The sequence below is a fragment of the Thermodesulforhabdaceae bacterium genome, from assembly GCA_037482015.1.
GTDB lineage: Bacteria > Desulfobacterota > Syntrophobacteria > Syntrophobacterales > Thermodesulforhabdaceae > JAOACS01.
In genome coordinates this window covers 893,628-919,989 of sequence record JBBFKT010000001.1, presented here as the reverse complement: position 1 = coordinate 919,989, position 26,362 = coordinate 893,628, and the positions used below count along the sequence as shown (strand labels likewise).

General features: G+C 43.4%; 21 protein-coding genes. 8 read left to right on the top strand and 13 right to left on the bottom strand.

The window, feature by feature from the left end; translation table 11 throughout:
* From WHS38_04230 to WHS38_04210, 5 genes are all read left to right on the top strand, one after another.
* On the top strand, positions 1–1,282 hold a 1,282-nt coding region (locus WHS38_04230; protein ID MEJ5300177.1), incomplete at its 5' end, for a bacteriohemerythrin.
* A gap of 312 nt (positions 1,283–1,594) precedes the next feature.
* Positions 1,595–3,277, top strand: a complete 1,683-nt coding sequence (locus WHS38_04225; GenBank protein ID MEJ5300176.1) for an ATP-binding protein — start codon at positions 1,595–1,597, stop codon at positions 3,275–3,277.
* Between the two features lie 26 nt (positions 3,278–3,303).
* A complete protein-coding gene (locus tag WHS38_04220; protein ID MEJ5300175.1) occupies positions 3,304–3,708 on the top strand; it encodes a response regulator in 405 nt (134 codons plus the stop codon).
* A 4-nt stretch (positions 3,709–3,712) separates the two neighbouring features.
* Positions 3,713–4,756 (top strand): ATP-binding protein, encoded by a 1,044-nt coding sequence (locus WHS38_04215; protein MEJ5300174.1) that lies wholly within the window; start codon positions 3,713–3,715, stop codon positions 4,754–4,756.
* Complete coding sequence (locus tag WHS38_04210; GenBank protein MEJ5300173.1) at positions 4,713–5,138, top strand: response regulator; 426 nt, start codon at positions 4,713–4,715, stop codon at positions 5,136–5,138. The genes WHS38_04215 and WHS38_04210 overlap by 44 nt, the downstream gene beginning before the upstream one ends.
* A gap of 105 nt (positions 5,139–5,243) precedes the next feature.
* On the opposite strand, the gene WHS38_04205 is transcribed toward WHS38_04210, so the two are convergent.
* Positions 5,244–6,035: a hypothetical protein gene (locus tag WHS38_04205; protein MEJ5300172.1), complete on the bottom strand. Its 792-nt coding sequence runs from the start codon at positions 6,033–6,035 to the stop codon at positions 5,244–5,246.
* A gap of 400 nt (positions 6,036–6,435) precedes the next feature.
* Here WHS38_04205 and thiC point away from each other — a divergent pair, with 400 nt between their 5' ends.
* Positions 6,436–7,731: a phosphomethylpyrimidine synthase ThiC gene (thiC, locus tag WHS38_04200; protein MEJ5300171.1), complete on the top strand. Its 1,296-nt coding sequence runs from the start codon at positions 6,436–6,438 to the stop codon at positions 7,729–7,731.
* Between the two features lie 21 nt (positions 7,732–7,752).
* On the opposite strand, the gene WHS38_04195 is transcribed toward thiC, so the two are convergent.
* The 3 genes from WHS38_04195 to WHS38_04185 all read right to left on the bottom strand — a co-directional run bounded on the left by WHS38_04195 (position 7,753) and on the right by WHS38_04185 (position 10,218).
* Positions 7,753–9,261, bottom strand: a complete 1,509-nt coding sequence (locus tag WHS38_04195) for a sigma 54-interacting transcriptional regulator (GenBank protein ID MEJ5300170.1) — start codon at positions 9,259–9,261, stop codon at positions 7,753–7,755.
* A 250-nt stretch (positions 9,262–9,511) separates the two neighbouring features.
* Positions 9,512–10,024: a hypothetical protein gene (locus WHS38_04190; GenBank protein MEJ5300169.1), complete on the bottom strand. Its 513-nt coding sequence runs from the start codon at positions 10,022–10,024 to the stop codon at positions 9,512–9,514.
* An 11-nt stretch (positions 10,025–10,035) separates the two neighbouring features.
* Positions 10,036–10,218: a hypothetical protein gene (locus tag WHS38_04185; GenBank protein ID MEJ5300168.1), complete on the bottom strand. Its 183-nt coding sequence runs from the start codon at positions 10,216–10,218 to the stop codon at positions 10,036–10,038.
* A 303-nt stretch (positions 10,219–10,521) separates the two neighbouring features.
* Between WHS38_04185 and lon the strand changes: the two genes are divergently transcribed.
* Complete coding sequence (gene lon, locus WHS38_04180) at positions 10,522–12,618, top strand: endopeptidase La (GenBank protein MEJ5300167.1); 2,097 nt, start codon at positions 10,522–10,524, stop codon at positions 12,616–12,618.
* On the opposite strand, the gene WHS38_04175 is transcribed toward lon, so the two are convergent.
* From WHS38_04175 to WHS38_04140, 8 genes are all read right to left on the bottom strand, one after another.
* On the bottom strand, positions 12,615–13,982 hold the full coding sequence (locus WHS38_04175) for a sigma-54 dependent transcriptional regulator (protein ID MEJ5300166.1): 1,368 nt from the start codon (positions 13,980–13,982) through the stop codon (positions 12,615–12,617). The genes lon and WHS38_04175 overlap by 4 nt on opposite strands.
* A gap of 115 nt (positions 13,983–14,097) precedes the next feature.
* Positions 14,098–15,528, bottom strand: coding sequence for an ATP-binding protein (locus WHS38_04170; protein MEJ5300165.1), 1,431 nt, complete (start codon positions 15,526–15,528; stop codon positions 14,098–14,100).
* A gap of 170 nt (positions 15,529–15,698) precedes the next feature.
* Entirely contained in the window at positions 15,699–16,793 is a 1,095-nt protein-coding gene (locus WHS38_04165; GenBank protein MEJ5300164.1) for a sulfite exporter TauE/SafE family protein, read from the bottom strand.
* 24 nt (positions 16,794–16,817) lie between these two features.
* Positions 16,818–17,132, bottom strand: a complete 315-nt coding sequence (locus WHS38_04160) for a hypothetical protein (protein MEJ5300163.1) — start codon at positions 17,130–17,132, stop codon at positions 16,818–16,820.
* Between the two features lie 539 nt (positions 17,133–17,671).
* Positions 17,672–19,906 carry a dynamin family protein gene (locus WHS38_04155; protein MEJ5300162.1) on the bottom strand — a complete coding sequence of 745 codons (2,235 nt, stop codon included), beginning with the start codon at positions 19,904–19,906 and terminating at the stop codon, positions 17,672–17,674.
* Positions 19,903–21,090 carry a GGDEF domain-containing protein gene (locus WHS38_04150; GenBank protein ID MEJ5300161.1) on the bottom strand — a complete coding sequence of 396 codons (1,188 nt, stop codon included), beginning with the start codon at positions 21,088–21,090 and terminating at the stop codon, positions 19,903–19,905. The genes WHS38_04155 and WHS38_04150 overlap by 4 nt, the downstream gene beginning before the upstream one ends.
* Before the next feature lie 103 nt (positions 21,091–21,193).
* Positions 21,194–22,957 carry a YcaO-like family protein gene (locus WHS38_04145; GenBank protein ID MEJ5300160.1) on the bottom strand — a complete coding sequence of 588 codons (1,764 nt, stop codon included), beginning with the start codon at positions 22,955–22,957 and terminating at the stop codon, positions 21,194–21,196.
* Positions 22,954–23,886: an HRDC domain-containing protein gene (locus WHS38_04140; protein MEJ5300159.1), complete on the bottom strand. Its 933-nt coding sequence runs from the start codon at positions 23,884–23,886 to the stop codon at positions 22,954–22,956. The genes WHS38_04145 and WHS38_04140 overlap by 4 nt, the downstream gene beginning before the upstream one ends.
* Here WHS38_04140 and WHS38_04135 point away from each other — a divergent pair.
* The gene (locus tag WHS38_04135) at positions 23,838–24,599 is read left to right on the top strand and encodes a Smr/MutS family protein (GenBank protein MEJ5300158.1); all 762 of its coding nucleotides are present in this window, start codon (positions 23,838–23,840) and stop codon (positions 24,597–24,599) included. The two genes, WHS38_04140 and WHS38_04135, sit on opposite strands and share 49 nt — an antisense overlap.
* Here WHS38_04135 and ade read toward each other — a convergent pair.
* The gene (gene ade / locus WHS38_04130; GenBank protein MEJ5300157.1) at positions 24,596–26,326 is read right to left on the bottom strand and encodes an adenine deaminase; all 1,731 of its coding nucleotides are present in this window, start codon (positions 26,324–26,326) and stop codon (positions 24,596–24,598) included. The genes WHS38_04135 and ade overlap by 4 nt on opposite strands.
* Positions 26,327–26,362 lie beyond the last annotated feature (36 nt).

Sequence of the window (26,362 nt, the reverse complement as noted above, 5' to 3'; positions counted from 1 at the left end):
ATCTCAGCAGGCGGCGGCAATAGAAGAAACTTCATCGGCTCTGGAAGAGATGGCTTCCATGACTCGCCAGAATGCAGACAACGCTTCAGAAGCTGAAAGACTCATGAGGGAAACTCGAGATATAGTTTCCGACGCCAATGCTTCTATGGATAACCTTGCCGCATCTATGGCGGAAATAAATCGAGCAAGCGAAGAAACATCGAAAATCATTAAAACAATTGACGAGATTGCCTTTCAGACCAACTTACTGGCTCTGAATGCGGCGGTGGAAGCGGCTCGAGCAGGCGAAGCTGGAGCAGGCTTTGCAGTCGTAGCCGACGAAGTAAGATCACTTGCCATGAGAGCAGCCGAAGCGGCAAAAAACACGGCAGCATTAATCGAAGCCACAGTTACAAAAGCTAAAGCCGGCATGAGCGCAACGGAACAGACAAAGGCGGTTTTTGCAAAGGTGGTTTACAGCACAGAAAAAGTTTCCGAACTGCTTGGAGAAATTGCAGCGGCGTCTCAGGAACAAAGGGATGGAATTGATCAGGTAAACAGAGCCGTATCCGAGATGGATAAATCGATCCAGGCGAATGCGGCAAATGCTGAGGAATCGGCTGCGGCGGCTGAGGAACTTAATGCCCAGGCGGAGCAGTTGCGCTCCTACGTGGGAGAACTTCTGGCTATAATAGGAGGAAGGGGCCTAGAAGTGGCTGAAGTTTCAAAACTATCGACGGAAAGACAGGCAAGAAAAGCTATTAGAGAAGTTCCAGCGCTGGCAAAACCCGCGGGCGCTGTTAAAAGAATTGCAGCTCCAGCAGCAAGACCTGCCATTCCCAGAAAAGCCTCAGAAGTCTCACCAGGTAAAACAGCTAAGGTAAAACCCATTATGGTATGGTCGCCTGAATATTCCGTGGGGGTTTCCGAACTTGACGATCAACATCAGAGGCTTTTCAAAATGATAAACGATCTGAACGAAGCTATGGCTACCGGGCGAGGAAAAGACGTGCTGGATCGAATACTTTCAGGGCTTGTGGACTACACGGATAAACATTTCCAGAGAGAAGAATACTACATGGAAAAAGCAAATTATCCCGATCTTGCAAATCACCGCGAGGTTCACAGACGATTGATGGAAAAGGTTCACGAAATGGCTAATAGATACAAAGCGGGTGAGATTGGTCTTGGTATAGAACTTCTCAATTTCCTGGGAGACTGGCTCAAGAAACACATTCTGGGAGCAGACAAGAAATATGTTCCTTACCTGACCGGGATGGATTTGAGAGATTCCATGTTTTAGGAAACAGAACTCAGCGCTATAAGGCTTTTCGGAAAAGATCGCGCTGATAAATCTCCCGGTTGCCCTATCGTAGGGGCACGGCATGCCGTGCCCCTACTGCCCAATTTATTTTTTTCAAAAGCCGAGATTTCCGAAACTCACTTCGTAAAAAAAACTGACATAAAGGCAGTATATCGTAAAAAAACCTGACAGAACTTAGACCTTATCGTTTTCTTGAGTGTAGCGACAACCCTTGCCGAAGACGTCCTTCCCTATTGGCATAAGCTTTGCCATAAGTTCCATGGGGTTACCGCACAAAAAGGGAGATCGATAATGACGAAACGCTACCACCTCGTTGGAATCAAAATGACCGTGGCTATAATTTGCTTCTCCATAATACCGCTGGTCATGCTTGGGTTTTCACTCTACCGCCATTTCAGCAATTCCTACACTGCTCGAGTTCTCGAATCTCTCAGAGTTTCGGTGGAGGATCGAAAACGGGCGATAGATTTATTTTTCGAGGAACGAGTTCTACAGCTTGCAAGCATCGCCAACACCCACAGTTTCTCCCAAATCACCAAACCCGGCTACCTTGATGAACTTTTTTCGCTCATACAGAGCCGCTCCCGATATTACATTGATATCGGGATCATAGATATGCATGGAAACCACGTTGCTTATGTTGGTCCATACAATCTCAAAGGCTTTAACTACCGCGAGACTGAATGGTTTCAGGCGGTTTCCATGCAGGGAGTTTACATAAGCGATGTATTTTTGGGCTTTCGGCGTGCACCACATTTTATTATTGCGGTTATGAAGAGAGAAGCTGATGGTTTCTGGTGGATTCTTAGAGCTACCATTAATACTGAACTTTTTGAATCTCTGGTGCTGGCTGCTCGCAAGGGGCGTTACGGCGATGCCTTTCTCGTAAACGAAAAGGGTGAATACCAGACTAATCCTCAAGTGATCGGTAAGACGCCGGATCAGTCTCTACCTCTGGAAGTAAGATTTTTCCATGGCACTAAGGTCACCGAAGCAAAAATGAACGGTCGCAGAGTGGCTACTGCGGCATCGTGGCTGGAAAATAAAAGATGGATGCTCGTGGTTATTGAAGACCTCGAAGAAGAATTATTTCCTCTTCTGCAGGCAAAACATCTGGCGTTCATACTGCTATTTGTGGGAGTAGGCGCCATTGTGATAGGAGCTGTTGCCGTATCGGTCGTGATGGTAAGACAACTTGAGCAGGCAGATCGAGAAAGAAGCGCTCTTGACGCTGAACTCATGCACTCTTCCAAAATGGCTGCTTTAGGAAGGCTTGCTGCCGGTGTGGCACATGAAATAAACAATCCGCTTGCTGTCATTCGAGAAAAAGCCGGCTGGTTGAGAGATTTGCTAGAAGAAGAGGACATCAAGGCAAGCGAAAATTTTAAGGAATTCGCCGATGCTGTTGATAAAATAGAATATCATGTTGAACGAGCACGAGAGGTGACTCACCGCCTTCTTGGATTCGCCCGTCGAATGGAGCCTCGTCGAGAAAAAGTTAATGTCAACAAGGTCATTCTGGAAACCCTTTCTTTTCTTGAAAACGAAGCGACCTATCGCAACATCACCATTCATAAAGATCTATCGCTCAATATTCCCGACATTCAGAGCGACGGAGCACAGCTTCAACAGGTGTTTTTGAATATTCTCAACAACGCTATTGATGCCGTTGAAAAGAACGGAGATATCTGGATCAGCACCAGGTTGAAAAATGGTGGGAACTGGGTTGCGATCGAAATAAGCGACAGTGGACCCGGAATTAACGAAGAAATCATGGATCGAATCTTCGATCCCTTTGTTACAACCAAACCGGTGGGTAAAGGAACCGGCCTGGGGCTTTCCATAACTTACAACATTGTAGAAAAGCTTGGTGGGAAAATCTATGCTCGCAACAGAGATGGTGGGCATGGAGCTGTTTTTACTGTTGAGTTGCCCCTGGTGGTTGGAGGAAGTGAGGACGTGCTGAGAGTATAACCCGTAAGAAAAAGGAAATCTGTTCTATGAATTCCAGAAAAATAAAAATTCTTGTCGTGGACGACGAACTTGATTTCCTCGAAACCATTGTCAAGCGCCTTGAAAGGCGGGGTTTTAATGCTTTTGGAGTATCAAGCGGCAAAGCAGCTTTGGAGTATCTTGAAACGAATGACGTGGATGTCATTGTGCTTGATGTCCGAATGCCCGGCATGGACGGCATAGAGGTGCTCAAAGAAGTCGTAACCAAGTGGCCACTGGTGCAGGTAATTCTTCTTACAGGGCACGGGTCACTTGAAGCTGGAAGACGAGGACTTGAGCTTGGAGCTTACGATTATGTCCTGAAGCCAGCCAAACTCGAAGATCTTATAAAGAAGATCCAGCAGGCTTTTGAACGAAAAATTTTGCTCGAACAAACTCAGACGGAGAGATAATTCTGTGAAGGTCGGGGAGTTTTTCGGAACGTTGCCGCTTATTAAAAACCCTCCAGAATCGTTGCTTATGACAACGATTGCAATTTCTTCTATTATTCTTGCTGCTATGGGGATTTATTCATCGCATAGCCTGGTCTTTACTGTTATCCTAATGGGACTTTTGTGTATAAACCTGGTTGGGCTTTACAAAATTCTAAAATCCTTTCAAAAACTCAAAGAAAGTCAGGTTCGGATAAACGATCAACTCATCCAATCCCACAAACTGTCCGCTCTGGGAGAAATAGTTACTGGAATTGCCCACGAGATAAATAACCCTCTTGCCATAATACATCAGGAAGTTCAGTGGGTTCAGCATTGCATGTCATCTCAAGAGGAAAATCTCATAGAAGAGGTCAAAGATTCCGTTCAGGAAATTTCACGACAGGTTCAACGTTGTCGCGATATTACTCACAAACTACTTGACTTTGCCAGGAAGCGTAAGCCTGTAGCACAATCAGCCGATTTGAATGAAGTTATTGAAGATATGGTTAAACTGGTTGAACTAACGACAAAAACGCCAACCAAAAATCGAGAATTGGGAAACTTGGGTAACACCAAGGCTGAGAAATTTATCCGAATTGAACGAAATTACAATCTTAACATCCCTCTCGTATTGGTGGATGTTCCTCTTTTAAGGCAGGTTATTCTCAATCTTCTGGTAAACGCTGTGCAATCTCTGGGGGAACAGGGTGGAATAATAGAAGTTTCCACAAGATACAGCGGTGGCGATATGGTGGAGTTTTCGGTAAGCGATACAGGTTGCGGTATTCCACCCGAACACTTAGACAAGATCTTTATTCCTTTTTTTACAACCAAGCCACCAGGCCAGGGAACGGGCCTGGGGCTTTCTCTAGCATACACGATTATTCACAGCATGGGCGGAACCATAGAAGTCGAAAGCAAATTGGGAAAGGGCTCTAGATTTACGGTGCAACTCCCAGCCAGAAAAAAGGAAGGACAAAGCCATGGAGGAAAAACAACCTTTGCGACCCAAAGTTTTGATAGTTGACGACGAGGAGCGATTCCGAAAAACTCTATCGAAGCTTCTTGTTGCTCAAGGGCTTGAAGTTTATTCTGCAGGAAGCGGTGAAGAATCGCTGGAGTTCATTAGTAATCATAATGTTGACATTGTGCTTCTTGACATGCGCATGCCCGGCATGAACGGAATAGACACTCTCACCGCCATAAAAAAGATAGACCCATCGATTGAGGTCATCATGCTAACGGGGCATGCATCTGTTGATGTGGCTGTGGAAATTATGAAACGGGGCGGTTATGAATATTTGTTAAAGCCCTGCGATATTGACGAATTGATGATAAAAATAGATTCCGCCTTCGAGAGAAGGATGACTCGGCTGAAACAGTTTTCTCAGCGGACTTCTCTTTCATAGCTTTCTTAATCCAAAGCCCCTTTGGGAAAAAATTTGTGTTCCCAACTGTTTGGTCCGCCCATAGAGAATTTTCAGGTAAACTATGACGACCATTCTTCCTGCTTTTTATAACCATTCAAAGCTCTGAACCACAATAAAGCCTGCTTGTCTAGCTTTTTCCATAACCTTTGGTTTTGCAAAGTGAGTTATTATTACCGGTACTACTTCTCCGCCAAATTCCTCCTTCACTGCCTCAACTTGATCCCACACCTTAGAAATTTTAGACATATCGTCAAGTTTCAACACTGCATCTCCAACAAGATAGATCTCTTTCCCTTCCCGAGTAGCTTTACCAAAGACATTTATTTCCAAATCGCCAATATGAGTGCGAATGAGGCGATCTGTTACTTCTATTCCGTAATTTACTTTCAAAAACTCTGGCAGTTTGCGGTATGCCTCGTTTTCCAAAGCAAATGCCACACTTATTGAAAGACCTCCAACCTGATGTCTAAGAATATCAACAGACGAAGCAAGTTTTGCAACCTCAATTTCGGTTTTCTTTTGAGCTTCCGCAAGTTCATTTACCCTTTCTTCGGTTCGCTTTTGAGCCTCCGCAAGCTCATTCAGCCTCTGCTCCGTCCGCTTCTGAGCTTCCGCAAGCTCATTTACCCTTTCTTCAGTTCGCTTTTGAGCCTCCGCAAGCTCATTTACTCTTTCTTCAGTGCGTTTTTGTGCAACGGCGAGATCTTGAACCGACTTGCCAAGTTCACGTACAATTTCCTTAAGATCGAGAAATTCTTTTTTTGTGACTGATTCCTCCCTTTGCCTTTCGAGTTCTTCCAGCATAGCGAGAAGAACTCTACGCAATTTAGGATCTACAGTGTCCAGTTCCTTGATAAAACTAACACTTATTGGCATGCATCTCCTCCTGTCTCAATGCGATTTCAATTAAAAACTATACGCGCAGGCTTAAAAATTCAAGTCCTACGTAGGATGTTCAAAAATTAGCTATCCACCTATGAAAACCCTTTTCAACCCTTCATTCACAATGAGGGTGTTCAGAAATTATCACTATATAAGTAACCACATAAAGAGTTATCTCCCCTGATTTTGTTAAAACATCTTCTTCATTAATAAGATTTTGTTATAAAGAGATTATGGTTAGGGGCATGACATGCCCCTGTAATATGATAACCGCGATTGTTATCACCACAATCTTTCTCTAACACCCTTTACTCGCCATTGACAATTTTCGGTCATTACTGGATAAAAATCTATGCAGAAAGGCTCAATATAAAAATGGAGGTCAAAAATTTCCATGACTCAACTCGAAATGGCAAAAAAAGGTATTATTTCCAATGAGATGAGAAAAGCGGCCGAGGCGGACAACATTGATCCTGAATCCTTGAGATCGCTCATTGCGTCTGGAAAAGCTGTGCTTCCCAAAAATATAAACCACAATTTTGACCGTATTCTTGCCATAGGGGAAAAGTTACGGACCAAGGTCAATGCTAATATTGGAAGCAGTGGAGCCTGCGCATCTTTAGAAAATGAGCTTGTAAAGCTCGAAGCAGCAGTATCTGCGGGAACAGATTCAGTGATGGATCTTTCCACCGGCGGCGATCTTGAAGCTATTCGCTTAGCAATTTTAGAAAAATCCCCTGTTATGGTCGGAACGGTGCCAATATACTCCGTAGCAACTCGGCTCCACAGAAATCACATTCCTATTTATAAGATGGACGTTGATGAACTCTTCAAAAGCATAGAAGAGCAGTGTCGTCAGGGAATAGATTATATAACAGTTCATTGCGGTATTACTCGAGAAACCATAAAACGAATCGAAGGAAGCAATAGACTCATACCATCCGTGAGTCGAGGTGGTTCAATACTGCTTCAGTGGATGAAGCACAATAACAAAGAAAATCCGCTATACGAGAACTTCGACGCCCTGTTGGAGATTGCTTACCGTTACGATGTGACCCTCAGTCTTGGTGATGGGATGAGGCCCGGGACAATAGTTGATGCTACGGATCGGCCTCAAATAGAAGAGCTTATCCTGCTTGGGGAGTTGGCACGACGTGCTAGAGAAAAGAACGTTCAGGCAATGATCGAGGGACCAGGTCATGTTCCTCTTGATCAAATCACCGCAAACGTCATTCTAGAAAAGCGACTGTGTGACGGTGCACCCTTTTACCTCCTCGGACCGCTTCCAACCGACATAGCTCCAGGTTATGATCACATCACTGCCGCCATAGGTGGAGCTATTGCTGCTGCTGCCGGAGCAGACTTTCTCTGTTATGTAACGCCGGCAGAACACTTAGCACTACCGACCCCGGAAGACGTTTACGTCGGTGTTGTGGCGTCTCGCATAGCGGGGCATGTAGCCGACATTGTCAAAGGAGTGCCTGGCGCTATAGAAAAAGATCGCCTGATGTCCACATATCGCCGAGACCTGAATTGGGAAGGTATGTTATCCGTAGCGATAGATCCAGAACAAGCCAAAAAGAGGCTAGCTCTCGCTAATGATCGGGAAACCTGCACCATGTGCGGAGAGTTGTGTGCGGTGAAGTTGTCTCGAGCATTCTTGAAAAAGGATAGCCAGGAAAAAGAATAAATTTCAGCGAGCTATTTTGACTCATCTCATTTTTGGTTGACTGGCTCTTCCAGGGTTAAGAACGTAGCGAGCGCTCCTCCCCTGACCGACTCGAATAATATACCCTTGAGCAATCAAATCATCGAGATCCCTTAGTGCGTGCCTAGCAGAGATACTATTGATCTCAGCATAATACTTATTTGTGATATAGCCGTGCTTTCGGATAAATTCGAGTCCTCTTACTTGGCGAGGTGACAGAAAATAAGAAGCTGGAGTTCCAGAAGAAAACGGATCCACCTGAGGGAAAGCCAGGTTTGGCTTTTCTTCCGATCGTTCTCTGGTGAATTCATCATCCTGTAAGAGTTCACCGCCTCTACCCTGGCGCACTTCGACAGGCAGGTCAGCCATAGTAATAACATTCCCCGACGACAGCAGGATGGCTCTTTCAATAACATTTTCTAGTTCTCGCACGTTTCCAGGCCAGTGATATTCCATGAGACACCGCATAGCGTTTCTGTCCACCTTCAAAGGCTCTCTATGTCCGATCTCCTTACTGTACTTTTCTAGGAAATGACTGATAAGGAGAGGTATATCCTCAGAGCGGTCTCTTAGAGGCGGCAGATGAATATTTACAACGTTTAATCGATAGAAAAGATCTGAACGAAATCTTCCTGCTTCAACCTCTCTTTTAAGATCTCTATTGGTAGCGGCGATAACTCGCACATCTACTCGGATTGTCTGGCTTCCGCCAACCCGCTCAAACTCCATCTCCTGAAGCACTCTAAGAAGCTTAACCTGAAGGTGCAGAGGCATTTCGCTTATTTCGTCGAGAAATAGAGTACCCTCATGAGCTAACTCAAACCGCCCCTTTCTCTGTTGAATGGCTCCGGTGAAGGCTCCTCGTTCATGGCCGAAAAGCTCGCTCTCAAGTAGCGTTTCAGGAAGAGCACCACAATTTACCGACACAAAGGGCTTGTCTTTCCTGGGACTCTGGTAATGAATAGCCTTAGCTATAAGCTCTTTTCCTGTGCCTGATTCGCCCGTAATAAGTACTGTCGATTTTGAAGGGGCAACCTTCTCGATTACATAAAACACCTTTTGCATAGCTGGACTTTTACCGATTATGTTCTGGAAAGAATACCGGTTTTTAATCTCTTCTTCCAGTTCTCTATTCCGGCAGAGAAGTCTAAAATGTTCCACAGCTCGAGCCACGACCATTTTGAATTCTTCGTTTTCGAAGGGCTTACAGATATAGTCAAAGGCTCCCTTCTTCATTGCTTCAACTGCCTTTTCGATAGTGCCGTAGGCTGTCATCATAATGATCGGAAGATCAGGCTTAAGACGGTGAAGGTTATCAAGAAAGATCATGCCATCAATGTCTGGCATTTTCATATCGGTCACAACAACATCAACATCGTGGTTCAGTGCCAGTTCCTGACCGGTTTTGGCGTTATCGGCTGTAAGCACTGTATAACCTTCATCGATCAAAAGTTCTTCTAGCACCACGAGGTAGTTTGGTTCATCATCCACTATGAGCACTGTTGGGGCCACGGTTTTACTACCTCCCTTTCTCCTTTGTGCAGCATCTTCAAAATAAAGGCTAACGGTGAGTTTACCACTCGTCAAGACATGAGGCAAAATGTTCGAAAATGTTAAAGGGCACCCCCATAGGAGTGCCCCTATTTTCTGCCACTAAAATTGCATACAAATCAAGAAAAGCTTTCAGATTTCGTTCCGGCACTGCTGCAGATAGGGCGATTTAGGTTATGTCTTTTGAGAACGGGCTTCTAATTCAAAAAGACTAGGAAAAATCGGTTGCTACGGTTATAAGGGGAAGGAGAGATCCAAGCTCTGTGCAATCTACTTCACTACAAAATGCAGGATCACTTATCATCAGCTCGATGGATCCCATCTCTCGTTCAACGGATTTAAGACATTCTTCAAGTTGTCCCTTTTTGGAGACATAGTAGAAGGAAATTCCCTGAGATTGAGCTTCCCTTGAGAAAAATTCAGCTCCCACTGTAGGATCTGGAGGACGATAAAGAGAGCCATCAAGAGCGAGAGCCACAATTTCGTAGGACATGCGCTTTGCAAATTCTAGAGCATAGTCAACCACAGCTTTGCTGAATAGGCCGTTTATTCCCAAAACCAGAATTTTTCTTGGTTTACGAACACCAACAAGCCGTTGAGCTTCATCTAGCAAGCCGCCCTCTGCAAAGGCGATAGCCTCACAAAAATCGTCGTAACGATCTTTAATCGATTTCAACACATTCTTTTTAGTAACTCTTACCCGGCTTTTCTTTTTCGGGCCCATAGTCCCACCGTTTACATTCTGTAATCTCTCTTGCGGTTGACCACCTGTTTTCTGGCGTAGTCACGCTCCTCTTCCTTTAGTCTCCTGTCCTCTTTCATTTCACTGAGAAACCTCATGGCAGTTTCTCTATCCCCTCTTTCGGCGTAGGTAACCGCCATGGCCCAAAGCTCTAATTTTTCTTTCAAACTCTTCATGATTATCACCTCTTTTTTTAGGTTGTTTTTTTACCTTTGTATCCGGTCTCGCCCATTTGTTCAGCATAAGTCATGCCAAAATTAGATCACTTATCCTCAAGCCTTTCTTTAATGGACGATGGAACAGCTTTCGCTTATCATAGCCATGAGCAGTAAAAACTCGTTATGATTGTTTAATAATGCAACCATTATCAAGCAAATGAGCTTAAAACTGAGGTTAGTTAAGCAAACTGAGACAACAAAATTGCAACTGTTTTTAACCAACATGTTTCTTTTATGAAACACTTGTGTAGGAGGCAAGCGATGTGGTTTTTCAAGAAAAAAGATGACGAGAATAAACAGACGGGACAGGATAGAGTTTCAAGCGCCGAGAAAATTGCGCAAGGAAGTAGTTCTCAAAGTTCAACGCTTTCAAAGTTACGATCCATGCTGGATGAAAAGCCTTATCCCCCATATGTCCGTGAAGCCGTCTTGATGGAGCTTGAACATCTTGAACATATGGACCCGGGCATGTCAGAATATTCTATAGGGCTAAATTATGTTGAATATCTCCTCAAGCTCCCATGGAACAAATACACCCAGGATAACTTAGACTTTGCTTCCGTTGAACAGATTCTGAATAAACATCACTATGGACTTACTCACATCAAAGAAAGAATTCTGGAACACTTGGCCATACGAACCCTGTGCATACTGAGAAACTTTCGTGTTCTAATTGTGGACGACGAGGAAATTGCTCTCAGGAATCTGGAATATATTCTTAAGCGTGAAGGCTACGATGTTGACTCAGCAATCAATGGCAAAGAAGCTCTAGAACAAATCATTCGAAAGGATTTTGACCTTGTTATTACAGACCTCAAAATGGACCAGATGGATGGCATGCAACTGCTTGAAAAGATCAAGGATATTAAGCCTCAAGTTGAAGTAGCGGTTGTAACAGGATACGCAACAGTGGATTCAGCCGTGGAAGCACTCAAGAAGGGAGCGGTTCATTACATCTCAAAACCGGTTAATATTGAAGACCTCAAGCGACTTGCTAGGGAACGAGCGGAAAAGAAGAGGCATCAGCAAATTGGGAGAGGTCCGGTCCTTTGCTTCGTAGGTCCACCTGGAACCGGAAAAACATCTATGGGGAAGTCAATAGCGGAAGCTCTGGGCAGAAAATTCGCTCGTATTTCCCTCGGCGGTTTAAAAGACGAAGCAGAGCTTCGAGGCCACCGTCGAACTTACGTGGGTGCTCTGCCCGGAAGAATTATTCAGGAAATTTACCGACTTGGGGTCAGCAATCCCGTAATCATGCTTGATGAGGTAGATAAAATCGGAAAAGACTTTCGAGGAGATCCAGCATCTGTTCTTCTTGAAATTCTGGATCAGGAACAGAATTTTCAATTTTACGATCACTATCTCGAAATTCCTTTTGATCTTTCCAGAGTCATGTTCATAGCCACTGCTAACACAGTAAGTGACCTACCCGGTCCACTTGTTGACCGATTTGAGATAATTCAATTTTCAGGTTACACCGAGCGGGAAAAAGTGGAGATAGCTGCAAATTACATTCTTCCTAAGTTACAGCAGGAATATGGACTTACGGATGTAATTCTGGATATTTCTCGTGATGTTTTGACCTTTATCATTAGAGAATACACTAGAGAAGCCGGTTTAAGGAATCTAGAGCGTGAGCTTGCCGCTTTATGTCGACGAGTAGCAAGGCTTATAGTGTCAAAGCAGATAGACCCTTATGATAGGGAAGACCAGAAAAGCGTTGTATCTTTCGATAATCAAAAGATTCAGGAATTTCTTGGTCCCCCACGGTTTCAACACGAAAAAATGGGTGTTATGAACAGAGTGGGTGTAACGACCGGTCTGGTATGGACAGAAAACGGAGGAGAAATCGTCTTTGTAGAAACCACTAAAATGCAGGGCACAAATCAACTTATTCTAACAGGGCTTCTTGGAAAGATCCTCAAAGAATCTGCTCAGACTGCTTTAAGTTACCTCAGGAGTCACGCTGTGGACTTTGGTATTGATCCAACTAATTTTGCGAATGTTGATATTCACATTCATATTCCGTCCGGCGCTATTCCTAAAGACGGTCCTTCAGCCGGCATTACAATCTTTTTTGCTCTTCTTTCCCTGTTTCTTAACCGTCCAGCTCGGAGAAATGTGGCTTTGACAGGAGAGCTATCACTTACTGGTAGGATTCTTCCTGTGGAAGGCGTGAGAGAAAAGCTCCTTGCAGCTCAACGTGCCGGCATAAATACCGTTGTCCTGCCTCTTAAAAACCGCTCTCACACGGAATTTCTAAGCGACGATGTTAAAGAAGGACTTAAAATTGTCTTTGTTGACGATGTGTCTAAGGTTATCGACACCGTTTTGGAGCAATTTAATGTCATGGGCTAAGCTGATATGTTGTATTTTTTCATCTTTCGCCATAGGGAAACTCGATCGATGCCAAGGATTTCCGCGGCCTTGCTTTTGTTACCCCGAGTTTTCATAAGCACCCATCGTATGTATTCCCGTTCATGTTCGTCCAGAGTAAGAAGTTCATTTTTCTGGGGACGCTTGATATGAAAAAGTCTCTGCTGCAAATCGATCGGGAGGTGTTCTACTTCAATACGGTTTCCTGTGGCTAAAGTAACGGCTCGCTCTATCATGTTTTCGAGTTCTCGAACATTTCCGGGGAATTCATATTCCATAAGTATATTCATAACGTCTTCAGAAATTTCCGTAATGGTCTTTTTTTGAGCTTTAGCAAATTTATCAATGAAGTAGTGACAAAGTAGCGGGATGTCATCCCTTCGCTCTCTAAGTGGTGGCACCTGTAAAGTAATAACGTTAAGACGGTAATAAAGATCCTGACGAAAATGCCCAAGTTCGACTTCTTTTTTGAGATTTTTGTTAGTTGCAGCAATTATTCTGACATCAATGGGTATTTCTTCTACTCCTCCTACACGTATGATTACCTTTTCCTGAATAACTCTAAGCAATCTAACCTGCATAGATGGGGGCATTTCTGCCACTTCGTCAAGAAAAAGAGTTCCTCCTGAGGCTATTTCCATAAGTCCTTTTTTTGTCGTATGTGCGCCGGTAAAAGCCCCTTTTTCGTGCCCAAAAAGCTCGCTACTTAATAATTCTTCCGTGAAAGCACCGCAGTTTATTGCTACAAAACGTTTATCTTTACGGGGACTGAGGTGATGAATCATGCGGGCTACAACTTCCTTTCCTGTTCCGGTTTCTCCCTGAATAAGCACGTTACAGTCTGCGGGGGCGATTTGCTCAATCATCTTGATAAGGCGCTCTACGGATGGGCTCTTGCCGATGAAAAGAGGCATACTTCCAACACCAGCAATTTCCTCTCGTAATTTTCGCACTTCCTTAACAAGCTGAACCTTTTCTAAAGCTTTTTGAACCAGATTTCTTAAGTCATTAATTTGAATAGGTTTGGAAAGATAGTAAAAAGCCCCCATTTTCATAGCTTCCACAGCCGTTTCAACACTCGCATACCCCGTAACCACAATAACTTCAGTCGTGGGGGATACTTCCTTAACTCTTTTTAGAACTTGAATGCCGTCAACATCGTTCATTTTAAGATCGGTTACGACCACATCAAAGAATTCTTCATCGACAAGCTTTATAGCGCTTCTTCCGTTATCTGCCGTAAATACCGTATGATTATCCTTTTCCAAAGCGTGCTTCATGTTTTGAAGAGCGATGAGTTCGTCATCTACAACCAGGATACGCCCCCCCACTGTTTGATCCTTCATTGCCCTCTTTCCCCTGAATCTCAGCAGTATGGAATATTGAACCTGCTCAATAGCAAGGTTAGTTTAATTCACACAAATCTCTCAGTATTTCATTGTTTATCACATTACGAATAATTTATGAAGTTTCTTTGTTGGTTAGCGGTAACCTGATGGTGAACTCCGTTCCTTTGCCTACCTCACTTGTAACTTCTATAGATCCTCTATGTTTTTTCACAATTCCATAAGCAATAGAAAGACCAAGCCCTGTGCCCGATGATCCTTCCTTTGTGGTAAAGAACGGATCAAAGATCCTGCCAATATGCTCCTTCGGGATCCCCTTTCCAGTATCCCGTATCTTAATTACGGCTTTGTCGCTTTCCGGGTCAACTTTGGCGATAATTTCTATTTTCCCCTTCGATGTCTCCATAGCCTGCACAGCATTGGTTATCATGTTAAGAAAAACCTGTTGCATCCGTTGTGGATCCATGGGTATTGTAAGATCATTTGGCACATCCACTACTATGTTTATCTGCGTAGGTAATTGACTGGCCATAAGCTGTATCGTCTTGTTTATAAGGCTCTTCAGATGAGTAGGCACAATGGAGAACTGTTTGGCTCGAGAAAACTCCAGGAGTCCCTTCACAATATCTTGAGCGCGCCGAGTTTCTTTCTCAATATTCATTATCATGGACTTTAAAGTTTCCTGAGGCATCTGATTCATGTCCATAAGGATAATTTGTGCAGTGGTTGAAATGTTGTTAAGGGGGTTATTTAGCTGGTGAGCAACGCCGGATGTTAAAATTCCAAGGGAGGAAAGTTTTTTTGCCTGAATCAACTCATCCTGCCTCATGTCTAGTTCTCTTAGCATTCTGTTAAAGGCCTCAATAACATTTCTAGTTTCATCGCGGGTTTCCGGCACAGGAAGCTGATCAAGGTTGCCTTCTGCGATAGCTAGAGTAGCTTTTTCTATTTCTTTAAGAGGTCGTATAACTTTCACGGCAATCATGTTGGCAATGAATACTCCAATAACTACTGCAATTCCAAGAACAGCAAGCAACTGAGTTTTAAGGAACCTTATTATCGCAAAGATTTTCGATCTTTCTTGAGTTACGGCTGCTTCAATAGAAGAAATAAGTCTTTTACCCTGATTTCTCAATTGATCTACTTCATCTTCTGTCAGAGCTTTTTTACCATTTATGCGTTCAGCTATTGCTTTATAGTTGCTAAATCCCGACCGCAATTCTTCGACCATTTTAGATACGTCAAGGGTTCCAACAAAAGGTGTGATTTCACCAATAATCTCTTCTATTCGTTTCATATAAGCCGCCATTTCATCAAGAGCTTCAGCAGACTGGTATAAAAGATAATTTTTTTCATACCGACGCATTTCAAGAGCGGCACTGCTTAATTCGTTGAGTTTCTCCAAAAATACAATTTTATGTTCGATTCTTTCCAAGTTAGTGTACGAATAATAACCTATGGTGAGAACCACCAGAGCGTAAAAAATAAAGCTTAAAACGACCTTCTGGCGAATGTTCAGGGCAAACCTGGGTTTTTTTTTGATCATTTGGGCACCTCACAATGGCCTTCTTTTTATTACCATTTTTGTTTTTAAATATTTTTGAACTTTGCTCAAGGATCTAAAGAGATAACGGTTAAATTATAAGGCGGGAGCATTGAACTACGTTGTGCTCCCGCCGGGGTCTTGGGGGTTATGATGGAAGGGTAGCAAAGTCACTAGGCAGTGCTGGCAACTTCTTCCACTTGATGCGCCGCTTCCTCCGCTGCTTTAATAGCTCGCTTTCTCGCAATCCACATGTTCGAAAGAATTATTACAGCTCCAGTCAAAAGGGCAAGGCACATGAATAGAAAACTAACTATGTCAAGAATCTTAAGGGTCTTTTCAGGCATAGAAATAAGATTCAACTGCGTGAGATATCGCGGAACAGCAAAAAACCTACTTATAACCACTATGTACATAATGGTGCCCATAACAACCTTAATCATGTATTCCTTGACGTAAGTGGTGCCAATAGCTCCCAACTGAACACCCAAAAGCGACCCAAGGAGAATAAGAAGGGTAAGACGAATATCAATCATGCCGTGTATCGCCCAGTTTATTGAACCTCCAAGTCCCATACAGAAAGCAACGACAAGTTCCGTCGCAGACGCCACAAGACTCGAAGCTCCGATAACATACATCATGCCAGGCACACCGATAAAGCCTCCAACGGCAATGGTGGCTGCAAGCATACCGGTTGCAAATCCCACAGGAAGAACCACCCAGAGAGAAATTCGCACATTAGCTGTTTTGAAGTGAATCATGGGCGGAAGATATATGGATTGGAGCTTCTTAGCAAGGGAAGAGCTTCCCTGAACTTTGGTTATGTTGTTACCTCTAATGCTTTTGTAGGCATCCCACAGCACATAGCCTCCAACGGTAAGAAGAACAACTATAAAAGCAACACTCACATAAAGGTTAGAACCGGCTTTACCCCATTTTTCGAGCACCATATGCTGAATCTTTATCCCCACTTGCACACCAACGCTAGCAAAAAGAGCCATCGCAAGTCCAAGCTTGATATCCACCTGGCCATATTTCCAGCGTTTGTAAGCTCCAACCAAAGCCTTAGGAAATTTATGACACATATTGCTTGCTACAGCCACTGATCCTGGAACTCCAAGGCTCATCATACCAGGAGTAAGCACAAAGGCTCCTCCAGAACCGATAAAACCGCTGACCAGCCCACCAATAAACCCAACTATTACCAGGAATAAAATCGCCCATACATCTAAATCAATGAAGTTTGCACTATTAAACAAGTCCTGCATATTTCCATCTCCTTTCTTTTATGTTTATGCCTGAATTCTTGGTCTTCTCCTGACCTCCGGCCTCTTTGCCACTTCTGCCACCTTTTCGGCTTCCACTTTAGGCTGCTTCAAAGCTTCAATTCCGAGAAACTGCCAAAGATAGTTAGCGAAAGCACCGTGAGCAAAGGAAAACACAAAAGCTATAGCTATTGGAAAAGCTGCGTAAATCCCACCTTTGGCGCATAATTTTAAGATTGTCGTAGAATTCAAAAACACAGCAGCATACAGAGTTGCGGTCAGGACTCCATAACCTATAACCTTCCTAAGTAAATGATTCTTCGCTACATTTTCTCTTGCCATATTCTCTCCTCCTTATAAACTGTCTATTCATTAGCCTTAAGGCATCATCCACCTGTGTCTTTCTCAAGAATCGTGCCCAAAATATTTCCGAGATTAAGATCCTGTGATCATTGAACAATTAGGTTACAAACTCAAAACACACATCAAAATCGTTGCATTATGCAATAGTTTGCTACGGGGTTATCTCTGGGGGCTTGAAATAATGTGTTGCAATGAAGCAATCTGGAAGGAAAGTGTTGCATAAATTAAACAGACGAAGGTGATAAACTCACTTAAACTAGATTTTATAACAAGGGCGTTCTAAAAATTTTGTAGAACTCAAAACTGAGAAAGGATGTTCGGAAAAGATCGCGCTGATAACCATCGCGGTTGACCTATCTTAGGGACATGGCATGCCATGCCCCTACCCATGAGGCTCTACTCCAACGATCCTGTTTCAACGTCATCAAAACATAGGGAGTTAAAAAAATCCAAAATAAGGGATAATTTCCGAATAACATCAAACTGTGAACTTGCTCAAAATAACCATCCCTTCGGATCTAACCGGAATCCTTTAATTTTGTAGCCAGATTTAAAGAAAGCTCTTTAAGCCGTTCTGTAGCATCTTCCAGAATTTTTATCTGCTGATCTCGCTCTTCGCTACGGAGGCGGCTCATTTCAACTACGTGATGGAAATCGATCATCGATGTTTCGACTCTAAGCCGTATCTCACGAATCAGCCAGATTATGCCGTTATCAATAAGTGGGAAAAGGTATTCCTTCATAAATTTGTCCGCATACCAATCAAAGGCATCAAGCATCTCCGCCCGCACTTCACTTTTTACAAGCTGCTCAGCTTCGCTCCGGAATCCTTTTCTATAAGAACCTTTAAGCCTTTTACTGCTACGACGACGTCCCAACTTATCTCGAAGACTGGAAAGAGTATCAATGGCTTTTCCAAGACCGAACTTAACTAAAAGGGTAACCATCCCCAAACCTTGCTCTTGAACAAATAAACCAAGAGAAGGAGGGTAAAGATCATGCAGATTTTTCCAATCCTTAGGAAGATCGTAAGATATAGCTTTTATTTCAAAACCCAACTTCTCAGAAAAAGTTTTCTGGTATCCATCAAAGGCCACTTTAAAAACCGACATGAAGGTTTGAAAGATTTGTCTTAATTTTTCGTATATGGCTCGCTCTTGAGTTCTAGAAAATTCAACGATTATGCCATGAGCTTTTTCGGCAACAACTCGAGCAAGTTCATTTCTTACCTCTATATAAAATTCGTAAAGCTTTTGCGGAAGATGTCTAGGATCACTTATATCTTCCCCAGCCCGACATTGATAGCTATCTATTGCATCCAGGACTTCTCCAACTAGAGGGCTCTTTTCGGGATCAAAGAATCGTAAAACTTCATATCTTGCATCATTAACCGCCGAAACAGCAAATTCCGCAACTGCCCTCTCAAAAGTATCCAGGGTCGCCTTCAAAACAGCCTGACATTTTGCTAAATCTTCAACGGCTGAAATCAGTTCTTTAACATCCATACTGAACATCTGGATACGCGCTTGAAAGGCGTTACACATCTGCGTCGCGAGAAAAAAAAGTCGGGAGCAACATCCGTTAAGGAGTTCTTCAGTGCTGGAGTCCACCATTCGCTGGATATGCTCTTTAAGGGTTCCTAATTCTCTCCTCGAAAGGTCGCAAAGTTCAGGAATTCTTTCTGCCCAAAAAAGGGTTCTTTCTCGTTCCAAAGGGTTAGCCCCTTCCCCTACAGTCGCCACCATTTCCGGAAGTGCCGCCACAGCGTAAACAGGCACATCCTGACCAAACCAGCCCAGTTCATCCTTGATTCTATTTCTTAGTCTTTCAAAATCGTCCCGTGACTCGTGTTCACTCATGTCCATGTTAATCACTACTGCGGTCATGGGCATAAGTCCCAATTTCTTTATTAAGCCCAATATTCTAAAATCGGCATTTCGGAGCCCCACTCTGCTCTGGATCACATAAATTACGCCGTGACAACGAACAAGGTAGTCTTGAAGGAGCGCAAAATGAGCCGGATTGGGAGAATCACCCCCCTGGCAATCGGCAATTTCCACATTTTCTCTAAGCCATGGCGTGGGGAAAAAGAGTTTTATGTCCTTCGTAAAAACCCAGAGATGTTCTGAACTCACATAAATTTGATGTTCGGGAAGACTGAGTTCATTAAAAAGGCGCCTCACCGGAGTATCAGTATCAAGCATATTTTCAAAATACTCATAACCTTCAAGGTAGCTATAAAGCATCATGCTATATGGATCGAAAGAAAGCCTTCCCAAACTTTGTGACTTTCTAAGTTGTTCTAGAAGCCTTTTTATAAGATCTCGATCAGATTTGCTCCTTATTTCCAATTTGTCTCTATAAGGAAAGTCTTCCTGGTCTAACAACCTCAACCCACAGTAAGTCTTTGTAATATCACTATTTATTTCTTTCCAGGATTTAAATTCCGCCCAGCCACCCTTTTCGTCCCTGGTGGTTCGGATGCGAGTCACACAGGATGTCACTATACCAGCACCACGTTTCAGTAAATCCTCACCTAAAAGGGCATTCACAAGAGTGCTCTTTCCAGATTTGACTGCTCCTGTTACGGCTATGCGAACAACACGTCCGGAGATCGCATCCTGTATAGCTTTAAGCTGATCAATCCATGAAGATAGCTCTTCAGTGGCTATTAATCCCTGATTAGCAACAGTTTCAAGAACCCCTTCTATTTTTTTGGCATACTCGGTAACAGTTTCTGAAAAGTTTATCATAAAGACCGCTCCGCAGAGGGGATAACAGTCTCATTTTCATCATCGTTTGGGATTATAGCGACAACTCTGTTTTTACCTAAAAACTTTGCCCTGTAGAGCGCCCTGTCCGCTCTCGATAGCAAATTGTCAATACTTTCTCCCGGCAGATATTCAGTTGCCCCAAAAGAGGCTGTCACTCGATAATCTTCCGGCAATCCAGGAAAGGATGCTTCCTCAATTTCCATTCTACACCGATCCAAACAAACCGTGGCAAACTCAAGAGGTGTTTCAGCCAAAACGATAAGAAACTCTTCTCCTCCATAACGCCCAACAACATCTGTTTTTCTTGTGCATGAAGACAAGATATCCACAAAAGCTTTTAACACTGAGTCTCCAACGGCATGTCCAAAAGTATCATTTATACGTTTGAACCAGTCAATATCGGCAATACAAACTGAAAAAGTAGTACCGTAGCGGTTAGCTCTTTCAATTTCCAGTTCAAGAAACTCCATAATGCCCATGCGGTTAAACACACCGGTAAGGTAGTCATGTCGAGCCAGGTGTTCCAGTCTTCTATAGGCAATAGAAATTTCAGCATAACCTTTAATAAGTTTTTTCCTGAGAGAACTTATATAGTCCCCAATAAAGGAAAACCAAACTAATGTAAAAATCAGCGTGACACCCTGGAGTATCTCGAATTTCAACTCCACAAGTTCTGGATGGCTTAACCACAAAGCGGATATAGCTATCCCATAGGTTGTCACAGCAAAAAAAGTCATAAACAGGAACTGCCGCCTATCAAACCTGAAAACCCCGAATATGAAGGCAATGAAATACATAATGAGAACGATTCCACGGTAAGCATTCATTAAATAGATAGTAATTCCAGCAAACACAATACCCACAGCAATCTGAAGCTGGGTTAAACTAGGGTCTTTGAATCTTTTATTGAACCCAGTTCGAAACATCCAGTAGAATATGGCGTTAGGTACCAGGCTGGACAAAATAAAAGCAATTGTTTGAACAAGTGTCAGCCTGAATATGCCCCAGAAATAGCAGCTAATAATCACACCCCATAATACTGTATATGACAAGAAGCCCAGAAAGAACCGCTTTATTCTGAGCTTCTGAGCATTTTCAGGGGTAGCTCCAATTCTATTTCTGCTAGTTTCTAGAGATTTTCTAATATTGTTGTAAACATTCATTCAGCAGGCTCCCAAAACACAATATCCAATAAAAAGCTATTGCCATCACCACCATTTATTCATCTAGATCTGATAGATTTGCTGTTATCTTATTTGGCCGGAACTAATCCCAGTAACAGTGTTCGCTTAGTTCTTTTAGAGCTTTCCTGGCAAATTCCAGAGAAGGATCCATTTCGAGAGACATTTGGTAAAGAGCTACCGCCTCTTTCTCGTGCCCCAGTTTTCTAAGACTCGATGCAATATTTGCATAGTCAATTGCAGAACCTGGATCTATTTCAATAGCCCGTTCAAAACACTCAATCGCCTTCTCAAACAACCCCAGATGATAATAACACACCCCCTTCAGATGATGGAATTCCTTTAAAATATAAGCTTCCTGTTCAACAGACTCAAGGCATCTAAGAGCCTGATTGTAATCCCCGAGATCTTTCCAACAGGATGCCATATTTATCATAATACTTGCTTTTTCAGCCGAAGGAGAGGGCGCTTCCACCAAAGCCTGTTCGTATAGTTCCAGTGCATCTTTAAAGGCTCCAAGTTGAGCTTCAGCATAACCACAAAAAAATAGAAGGTCATATCGCCTTCCAAAAACTCTTATAAGGTATCTAATATAATTTGAAGCTTCTTGCGGATCAAGCCCAAGTAAAAGAGTTCTAGCCATATGTTGTGGAAAATCTGTTCCTGTAGCACGGTCAAGAAAGTGAGCTCCCGGAATAATAGAATAAACGGCTGGAACGCCAAGTATAGGATGAGTAATATTCACTACGAAGATATCCCATCCTTTTCGCTTTTTAAGAACTTCCGCGGCTCGAGTAATCTCTATCAAAAGATCATCGTGAGCTACAGAAGGAAGACTAGAAAGAGAAACCACAGGAACACCGTTGCTGGTTGTAAGGTAGGACGCTTCATCTAAAGATTGATATTTTGGAAAGGTTGGCTTGTAAGATGTGCGATTCTGAAAATCGCCTGCAAGCTGAGCCACCTCCGTGAGAGCTCTACAAAGAGATGTTTCAGGATGAGTTGTTGTGCCAACTGTGAATACAATCTCACTTCTTTTGGGGAATGTAGCTGGATCATAGGCAAGAACTCCAACTGACGGAATTCCTGTATCCATAGAAAAATCCCGAAGGAATAATTTAATATTCTGGGCTCTATACTTTCTTAAAAGCTCTTTTCCAGCCTCTGACTGAACTGTTTCTGGATCTATCAGGGGAGTTGGAAGCTCGCCAAAACTTATTACCGTCCCGACATGCCGCTCTACTACCTCACAAAGGCTTTGGATAATAGCCTCTTCAATGGTGTTACCAGCGGCAGGACCGTTATATTCATTAATAAGATAAAACCAGTCCAACGGCACCCATTGGCTACGATTTTCTGCCACATTCAAAGCAGGAACCCATCTCAAGGGAACCGTTTCGAGAAAAGCCCTGGCTAAATCTTCATCTGTCACATCATCATGGATAGACATAAGGAAATGTTTTACAGAAATTGCGTCATCAGCAATTTCTTTCCAAGTAGCTTCAATGCGAGGATGTTCTTTTATGTAGGAAAAGAAACTAAAACGTTCAGCAAGTTCCATCAAAGCACTTGCTTCAGACTGAGCCGGCGTAGCCCCCTTTCCCATCTGCTTTCTGGTTCCAATAATAGTCATTGCATCGGTTCCGCAGCGACTTATGTAAACAGGTATGCCCAACCGTCCCGTATCAATGCGAAGAGTCTGAGCAAGAATATCAAATCCTGAGAGACGGAATCGTTCTTTTACCCAGGCAATTGTATCTTCCGGGGAGCGAGTTTTATCCTGATCGTAGCGGTAGGCTTTGTAAACGCTTCTGAGTCTTATACGAGAATCTGGTTTTGGGATTTTCATAAGATTCCTTCCTGTACTATCTTGAGAATCATATTTCCAAACTGCCCACGTTGTAACCTTGCAGGAACACCTTTCACCTTCTCAAGTTCTTCAAACGTGCAAGGTTTAACAGAGACTATCCTGAAAATAGTATCATCACTTAAGACTCTGAAGGGAGCTCTGTCCCACTGCCTGGCAAATTCATCCCGAAGCCGGTAAAGCCTACGAACAATCTTTTTATCCCGTTCATCGAGTTCCTTATAACAGTCCATGTGTAGGTAACCGTTGACTGAAAATCGGCGCTTCGGAACAATACGGGATGCAACAGCCTGGGAAAGTTCCCAGGCTTTTTCAAGACGACCGATTTTTTTGAGTTCCTTCTTCAACTTTTCAGCTAAAGGAATTAGATAAAACACATCCACCGCTGCATAGATTAGCAAATTTTTATCAAGAGGGCGGCGAGACCAGTCATAATGCTGTCCTTTTTTGTTGATTGATATGCCGAAATAGAGTGATAGCAGAGACGCAAGTCCACGGCGTTTGATACCGACAAGCTGACAAGCCACAGAAGTATCAAAAATGTTTACAAAGGAAAGCCCAAAATCATGCTTCAAACCCGAAATGTCATTAACGCCATGGTGCAAGATTTTCTCTATGTTGGGATCCGAAAAAAGCTCCGTGAGATGTGAACAATTCTTTACAGAAAGTGGATCGATGATATAATTCTTCACCCCGTTGGAAAGCTGAATAAGGCAGGTTTTTTCATGGTAGGCGTAAAAACCGTTGGATTCTGTATCAACAGCAAGTTGCCGTTCGCCTTTGAGGCTTACAACGAGATGGCTCAAAGCATCATCGGTTGTGATGACTTCAATGCAATCTATGGAGAAAGGAGAAACAGCCGATGAGCCAACACAAGAAGAAAAATCACGGGAAAAGTGATCCGCATCCATTATCTTCAAGTCCCTTTTACACCCCGTTTGAAAAATTAAAAAACAAGGTCTTTCTGGAAGTAAAAAAACCATCGAAAGACGCCGCTAATAAAATCACAATCGAGCATCCCATGCAAGAGATGAGTGAAGAGTTTCTCTTTGCTGAAGCGATGAAAGACGTTAAACCTCTACCTAAAAATGATGCCGAAGGCGAACGTATTCCTCCCCCTAGGCCAACTAACAAAGTTCCTCAGCACTTCATGGTTTCTGAAATGGAAGCTTATGCTGAACTTTTGGAATTAGCTTCTGGTTCTGGAAGCACAACCTTTGATCTATACTACACTGATGAATATGTGGAAGGCGCTGTTCAGGGACTTCCCTATCAGGTCCTTCGCAAGTTACGCCGCGGGGAATTCAGCTATCAGGATTATCTCGATCTGCATGGATACACTAAAAAAGAGGCTCAGACCAGGGTCATCACTTTTCTGGAAAGAGCTTACATGAGAGGCGATCGATGTGTGCTTATCATACCAGGTCGAGGACTCAATTCCGCTGAAAAAAAACCAGTCTTAAAAGAAGGGCTTATTCGATGGCTTACTCAGTATCCTTTGAAAAACATTGTGCTTGCATTTTCATCAGCAAGAGCCTGTGATGGTGGACTAGGAGCATTTTATGTTCTACTGAAGCGAGTAAAGAAAAAAGGACGGTTTATGGTGAGAGATTACCCGCTCTAGTCCACAAAAAGGGGCACAAAGGAAAACTGTTCTACGTCAACAAGCCCCCGATCGGTGATTTTAAGAAAGGGGATAACAGGAAGAGCAAGAAAAGAGAGTGCCATAAAGGGGTTTTCCATAGAAGATCCGAGCAAACGAGCTTTTTCCTTAAGTTCTTCTAGGCGATGAGCAACAACTTCGAGTGGTGCGTCAGTCATGAGTCCTGCTACTTCGAGAGGCAAGATCAGGACATCGTCAGGAGATGCAGCCACTGCCAAGCCTCCACAGACCTTCCTCAAAGCCTCAGCCGCAACTGCCATCAACTCATCGGATGTTCCCACAACTATCAGGTTATGGTTATCATGAGCCACCGTGGAAGCTAAAGCCCCACGTTTAAGCCCAAGTCCCTTGCAAAATCCCACAACTGGTAATGTTCCCGGCTCATAGCGATTCCAGACAGCTACCTTGAGGATATCTCTATCGGGATCGCTTACTGCCATCCCATCTCTCACGGTTACAGGTTCAATGAGGCTTTCGGTTACAATGGAATTTTCCTTAAGTCCAATGACCCGGATATGGGATCCCTGAGCTTTTACGGCAAAATAAGACGGCGTCACAATATCTATTTTCATCGGGCTCTGTGGTTTTGGTGCTCTAACAGAACAGGCTTCAATGAGTTTTCCATTTCTTGCGACTTCACAACCTCGCTTGAAGACTCTTTCCGGCACCCAGGGTTTAAGAGTCGGGCTCAGGGAAAAATCTGCAAGCATTCCCGGAATAATCGCTCCCCGATCTTTCAACCCAAAAGCCAGAGCCGGCGTCCAGGTAGCAAGAGTAAGAGCTCTTACGGGAGAAAGGCCCAACTCCATTGCGCTGTTCACCTGAATATTCAAATGCCCCAGTCTTAAAAGATCATCGGGATGTCTATCATCGCTTACAAAAAGACAGCGATGCCAGGTGGTATCGTCCACAAGACTGATGAGATTTTCCAGATCTTTAGTCTGGCTTCCCTCCCGAATCATAATCCACATTCCACGCGAAAGTTTCTCTCTAGCTTCTTCAAGCCTTGTGCATTCATGATCAGACTGAACTCCCGCCAGAATATAGGCATTAAGGTCTTTGCCAGAAAGAAAGGGAGAATGCCCATCAATTGAACAATCGCTAAAAAGAAATACCTTTTCCCATATGGATTTATCAGCGGATAAAACACCAGGGAAATTCATCAGTTCGCCAAGCCCAAGCACTCGTTCATCGCGGGCAAGATCAAACAAATCCACCGCATCAAGTTTTGCTCCGGATGTCTCCAGCGGTGATGCAGGAACACAGCTCGGAAGCATCACAAAAATATCAACGATGTGAGCAACCAATCTAGCCGCATCTAACACATAGGAAATCCCTTCGGTTCCGCATACATTGGCAATTTCGTGAGGGTCGGCAATAACGGTTGTTGTTCCCCAAGGAGCAACCGATTCGGCAAAACCTTCGGGAGTTAGAAGAGAACTTTCTATGTGAATATGCCCTTCAATGAACCCGGCGCAGGCGTAGGAACCTCGACAATCAATGTTTTCATGAGCATCGTAATCCCCACAACCTACAATAATTCCTTCGTGCACGGCAAAGTCTGTTTCTTCAATCTGACCGGTTAGCGGATTAACAATCTTAACGTTTCGGAAACACTTCTCCGCCTTTTCTTTACCCCTTGCAATATCAATGAAAAGGCGCCATTTCGAATAAGGACTTTTTGTCATTCTTTGCTCCTTGGGCAATATTCCTTGTTTTTTCCG

Excerpts from the sequence above, each read along its gene's own strand:
- WHS38_04170 (MEJ5300165.1), bottom strand. The coding sequence starts at position 15,528 with ATGATCAAAAAAAAACCCAGGTTTGCCCTGAACATTCGCCAGAAGGTC.
- lon (MEJ5300167.1), top strand. The coding sequence starts at position 10,522 with ATGTGGTTTTTCAAGAAAAAAGATGACGAGAATAAACAGACGGGACAG.
- WHS38_04190 (MEJ5300169.1), bottom strand. The coding sequence starts at position 10,024 with ATGGGCCCGAAAAAGAAAAGCCGGGTAAGAGTTACTAAAAAGAATGTG.
- WHS38_04175 (MEJ5300166.1), bottom strand. The coding sequence starts at position 13,982 with ATGAAGGATCAAACAGTGGGGGGGCGTATCCTGGTTGTAGATGACGAA.
- WHS38_04160 (MEJ5300163.1), bottom strand. The coding sequence starts at position 17,132 with ATGGCAAGAGAAAATGTAGCGAAGAATCATTTACTTAGGAAGGTTATA.
- WHS38_04225 (MEJ5300176.1), top strand. The coding sequence starts at position 1,595 with ATGACGAAACGCTACCACCTCGTTGGAATCAAAATGACCGTGGCTATA.
- WHS38_04165 (MEJ5300164.1), bottom strand. The coding sequence starts at position 16,793 with ATGCAGGACTTGTTTAATAGTGCAAACTTCATTGATTTAGATGTATGG.
- WHS38_04140 (MEJ5300159.1), bottom strand. The coding sequence starts at position 23,886 with ATGGATGCGGATCACTTTTCCCGTGATTTTTCTTCTTGTGTTGGCTCA.
- thiC (MEJ5300171.1), top strand. The coding sequence starts at position 6,436 with ATGACTCAACTCGAAATGGCAAAAAAAGGTATTATTTCCAATGAGATG.
- WHS38_04155 (MEJ5300162.1), bottom strand. The coding sequence starts at position 19,906 with ATGATAAACTTTTCAGAAACTGTTACCGAGTATGCCAAAAAAATAGAA.
- WHS38_04145 (MEJ5300160.1), bottom strand. The coding sequence starts at position 22,957 with ATGAAAATCCCAAAACCAGATTCTCGTATAAGACTCAGAAGCGTTTAC.
- ade (MEJ5300157.1), bottom strand. The coding sequence starts at position 26,326 with ATGACAAAAAGTCCTTATTCGAAATGGCGCCTTTTCATTGATATTGCA.
- WHS38_04210 (MEJ5300173.1), top strand. The coding sequence starts at position 4,713 with ATGGAGGAAAAACAACCTTTGCGACCCAAAGTTTTGATAGTTGACGAC.
- WHS38_04185 (MEJ5300168.1), bottom strand. The coding sequence starts at position 10,218 with ATGAAGAGTTTGAAAGAAAAATTAGAGCTTTGGGCCATGGCGGTTACC.
- WHS38_04150 (MEJ5300161.1), bottom strand. The coding sequence starts at position 21,090 with ATGAATGTTTACAACAATATTAGAAAATCTCTAGAAACTAGCAGAAAT.
- WHS38_04135 (MEJ5300158.1), top strand. The coding sequence starts at position 23,838 with ATGAGCCAACACAAGAAGAAAAATCACGGGAAAAGTGATCCGCATCCA.
- WHS38_04220 (MEJ5300175.1), top strand. The coding sequence starts at position 3,304 with ATGAATTCCAGAAAAATAAAAATTCTTGTCGTGGACGACGAACTTGAT.
- WHS38_04205 (MEJ5300172.1), bottom strand. The coding sequence starts at position 6,035 with ATGCCAATAAGTGTTAGTTTTATCAAGGAACTGGACACTGTAGATCCT.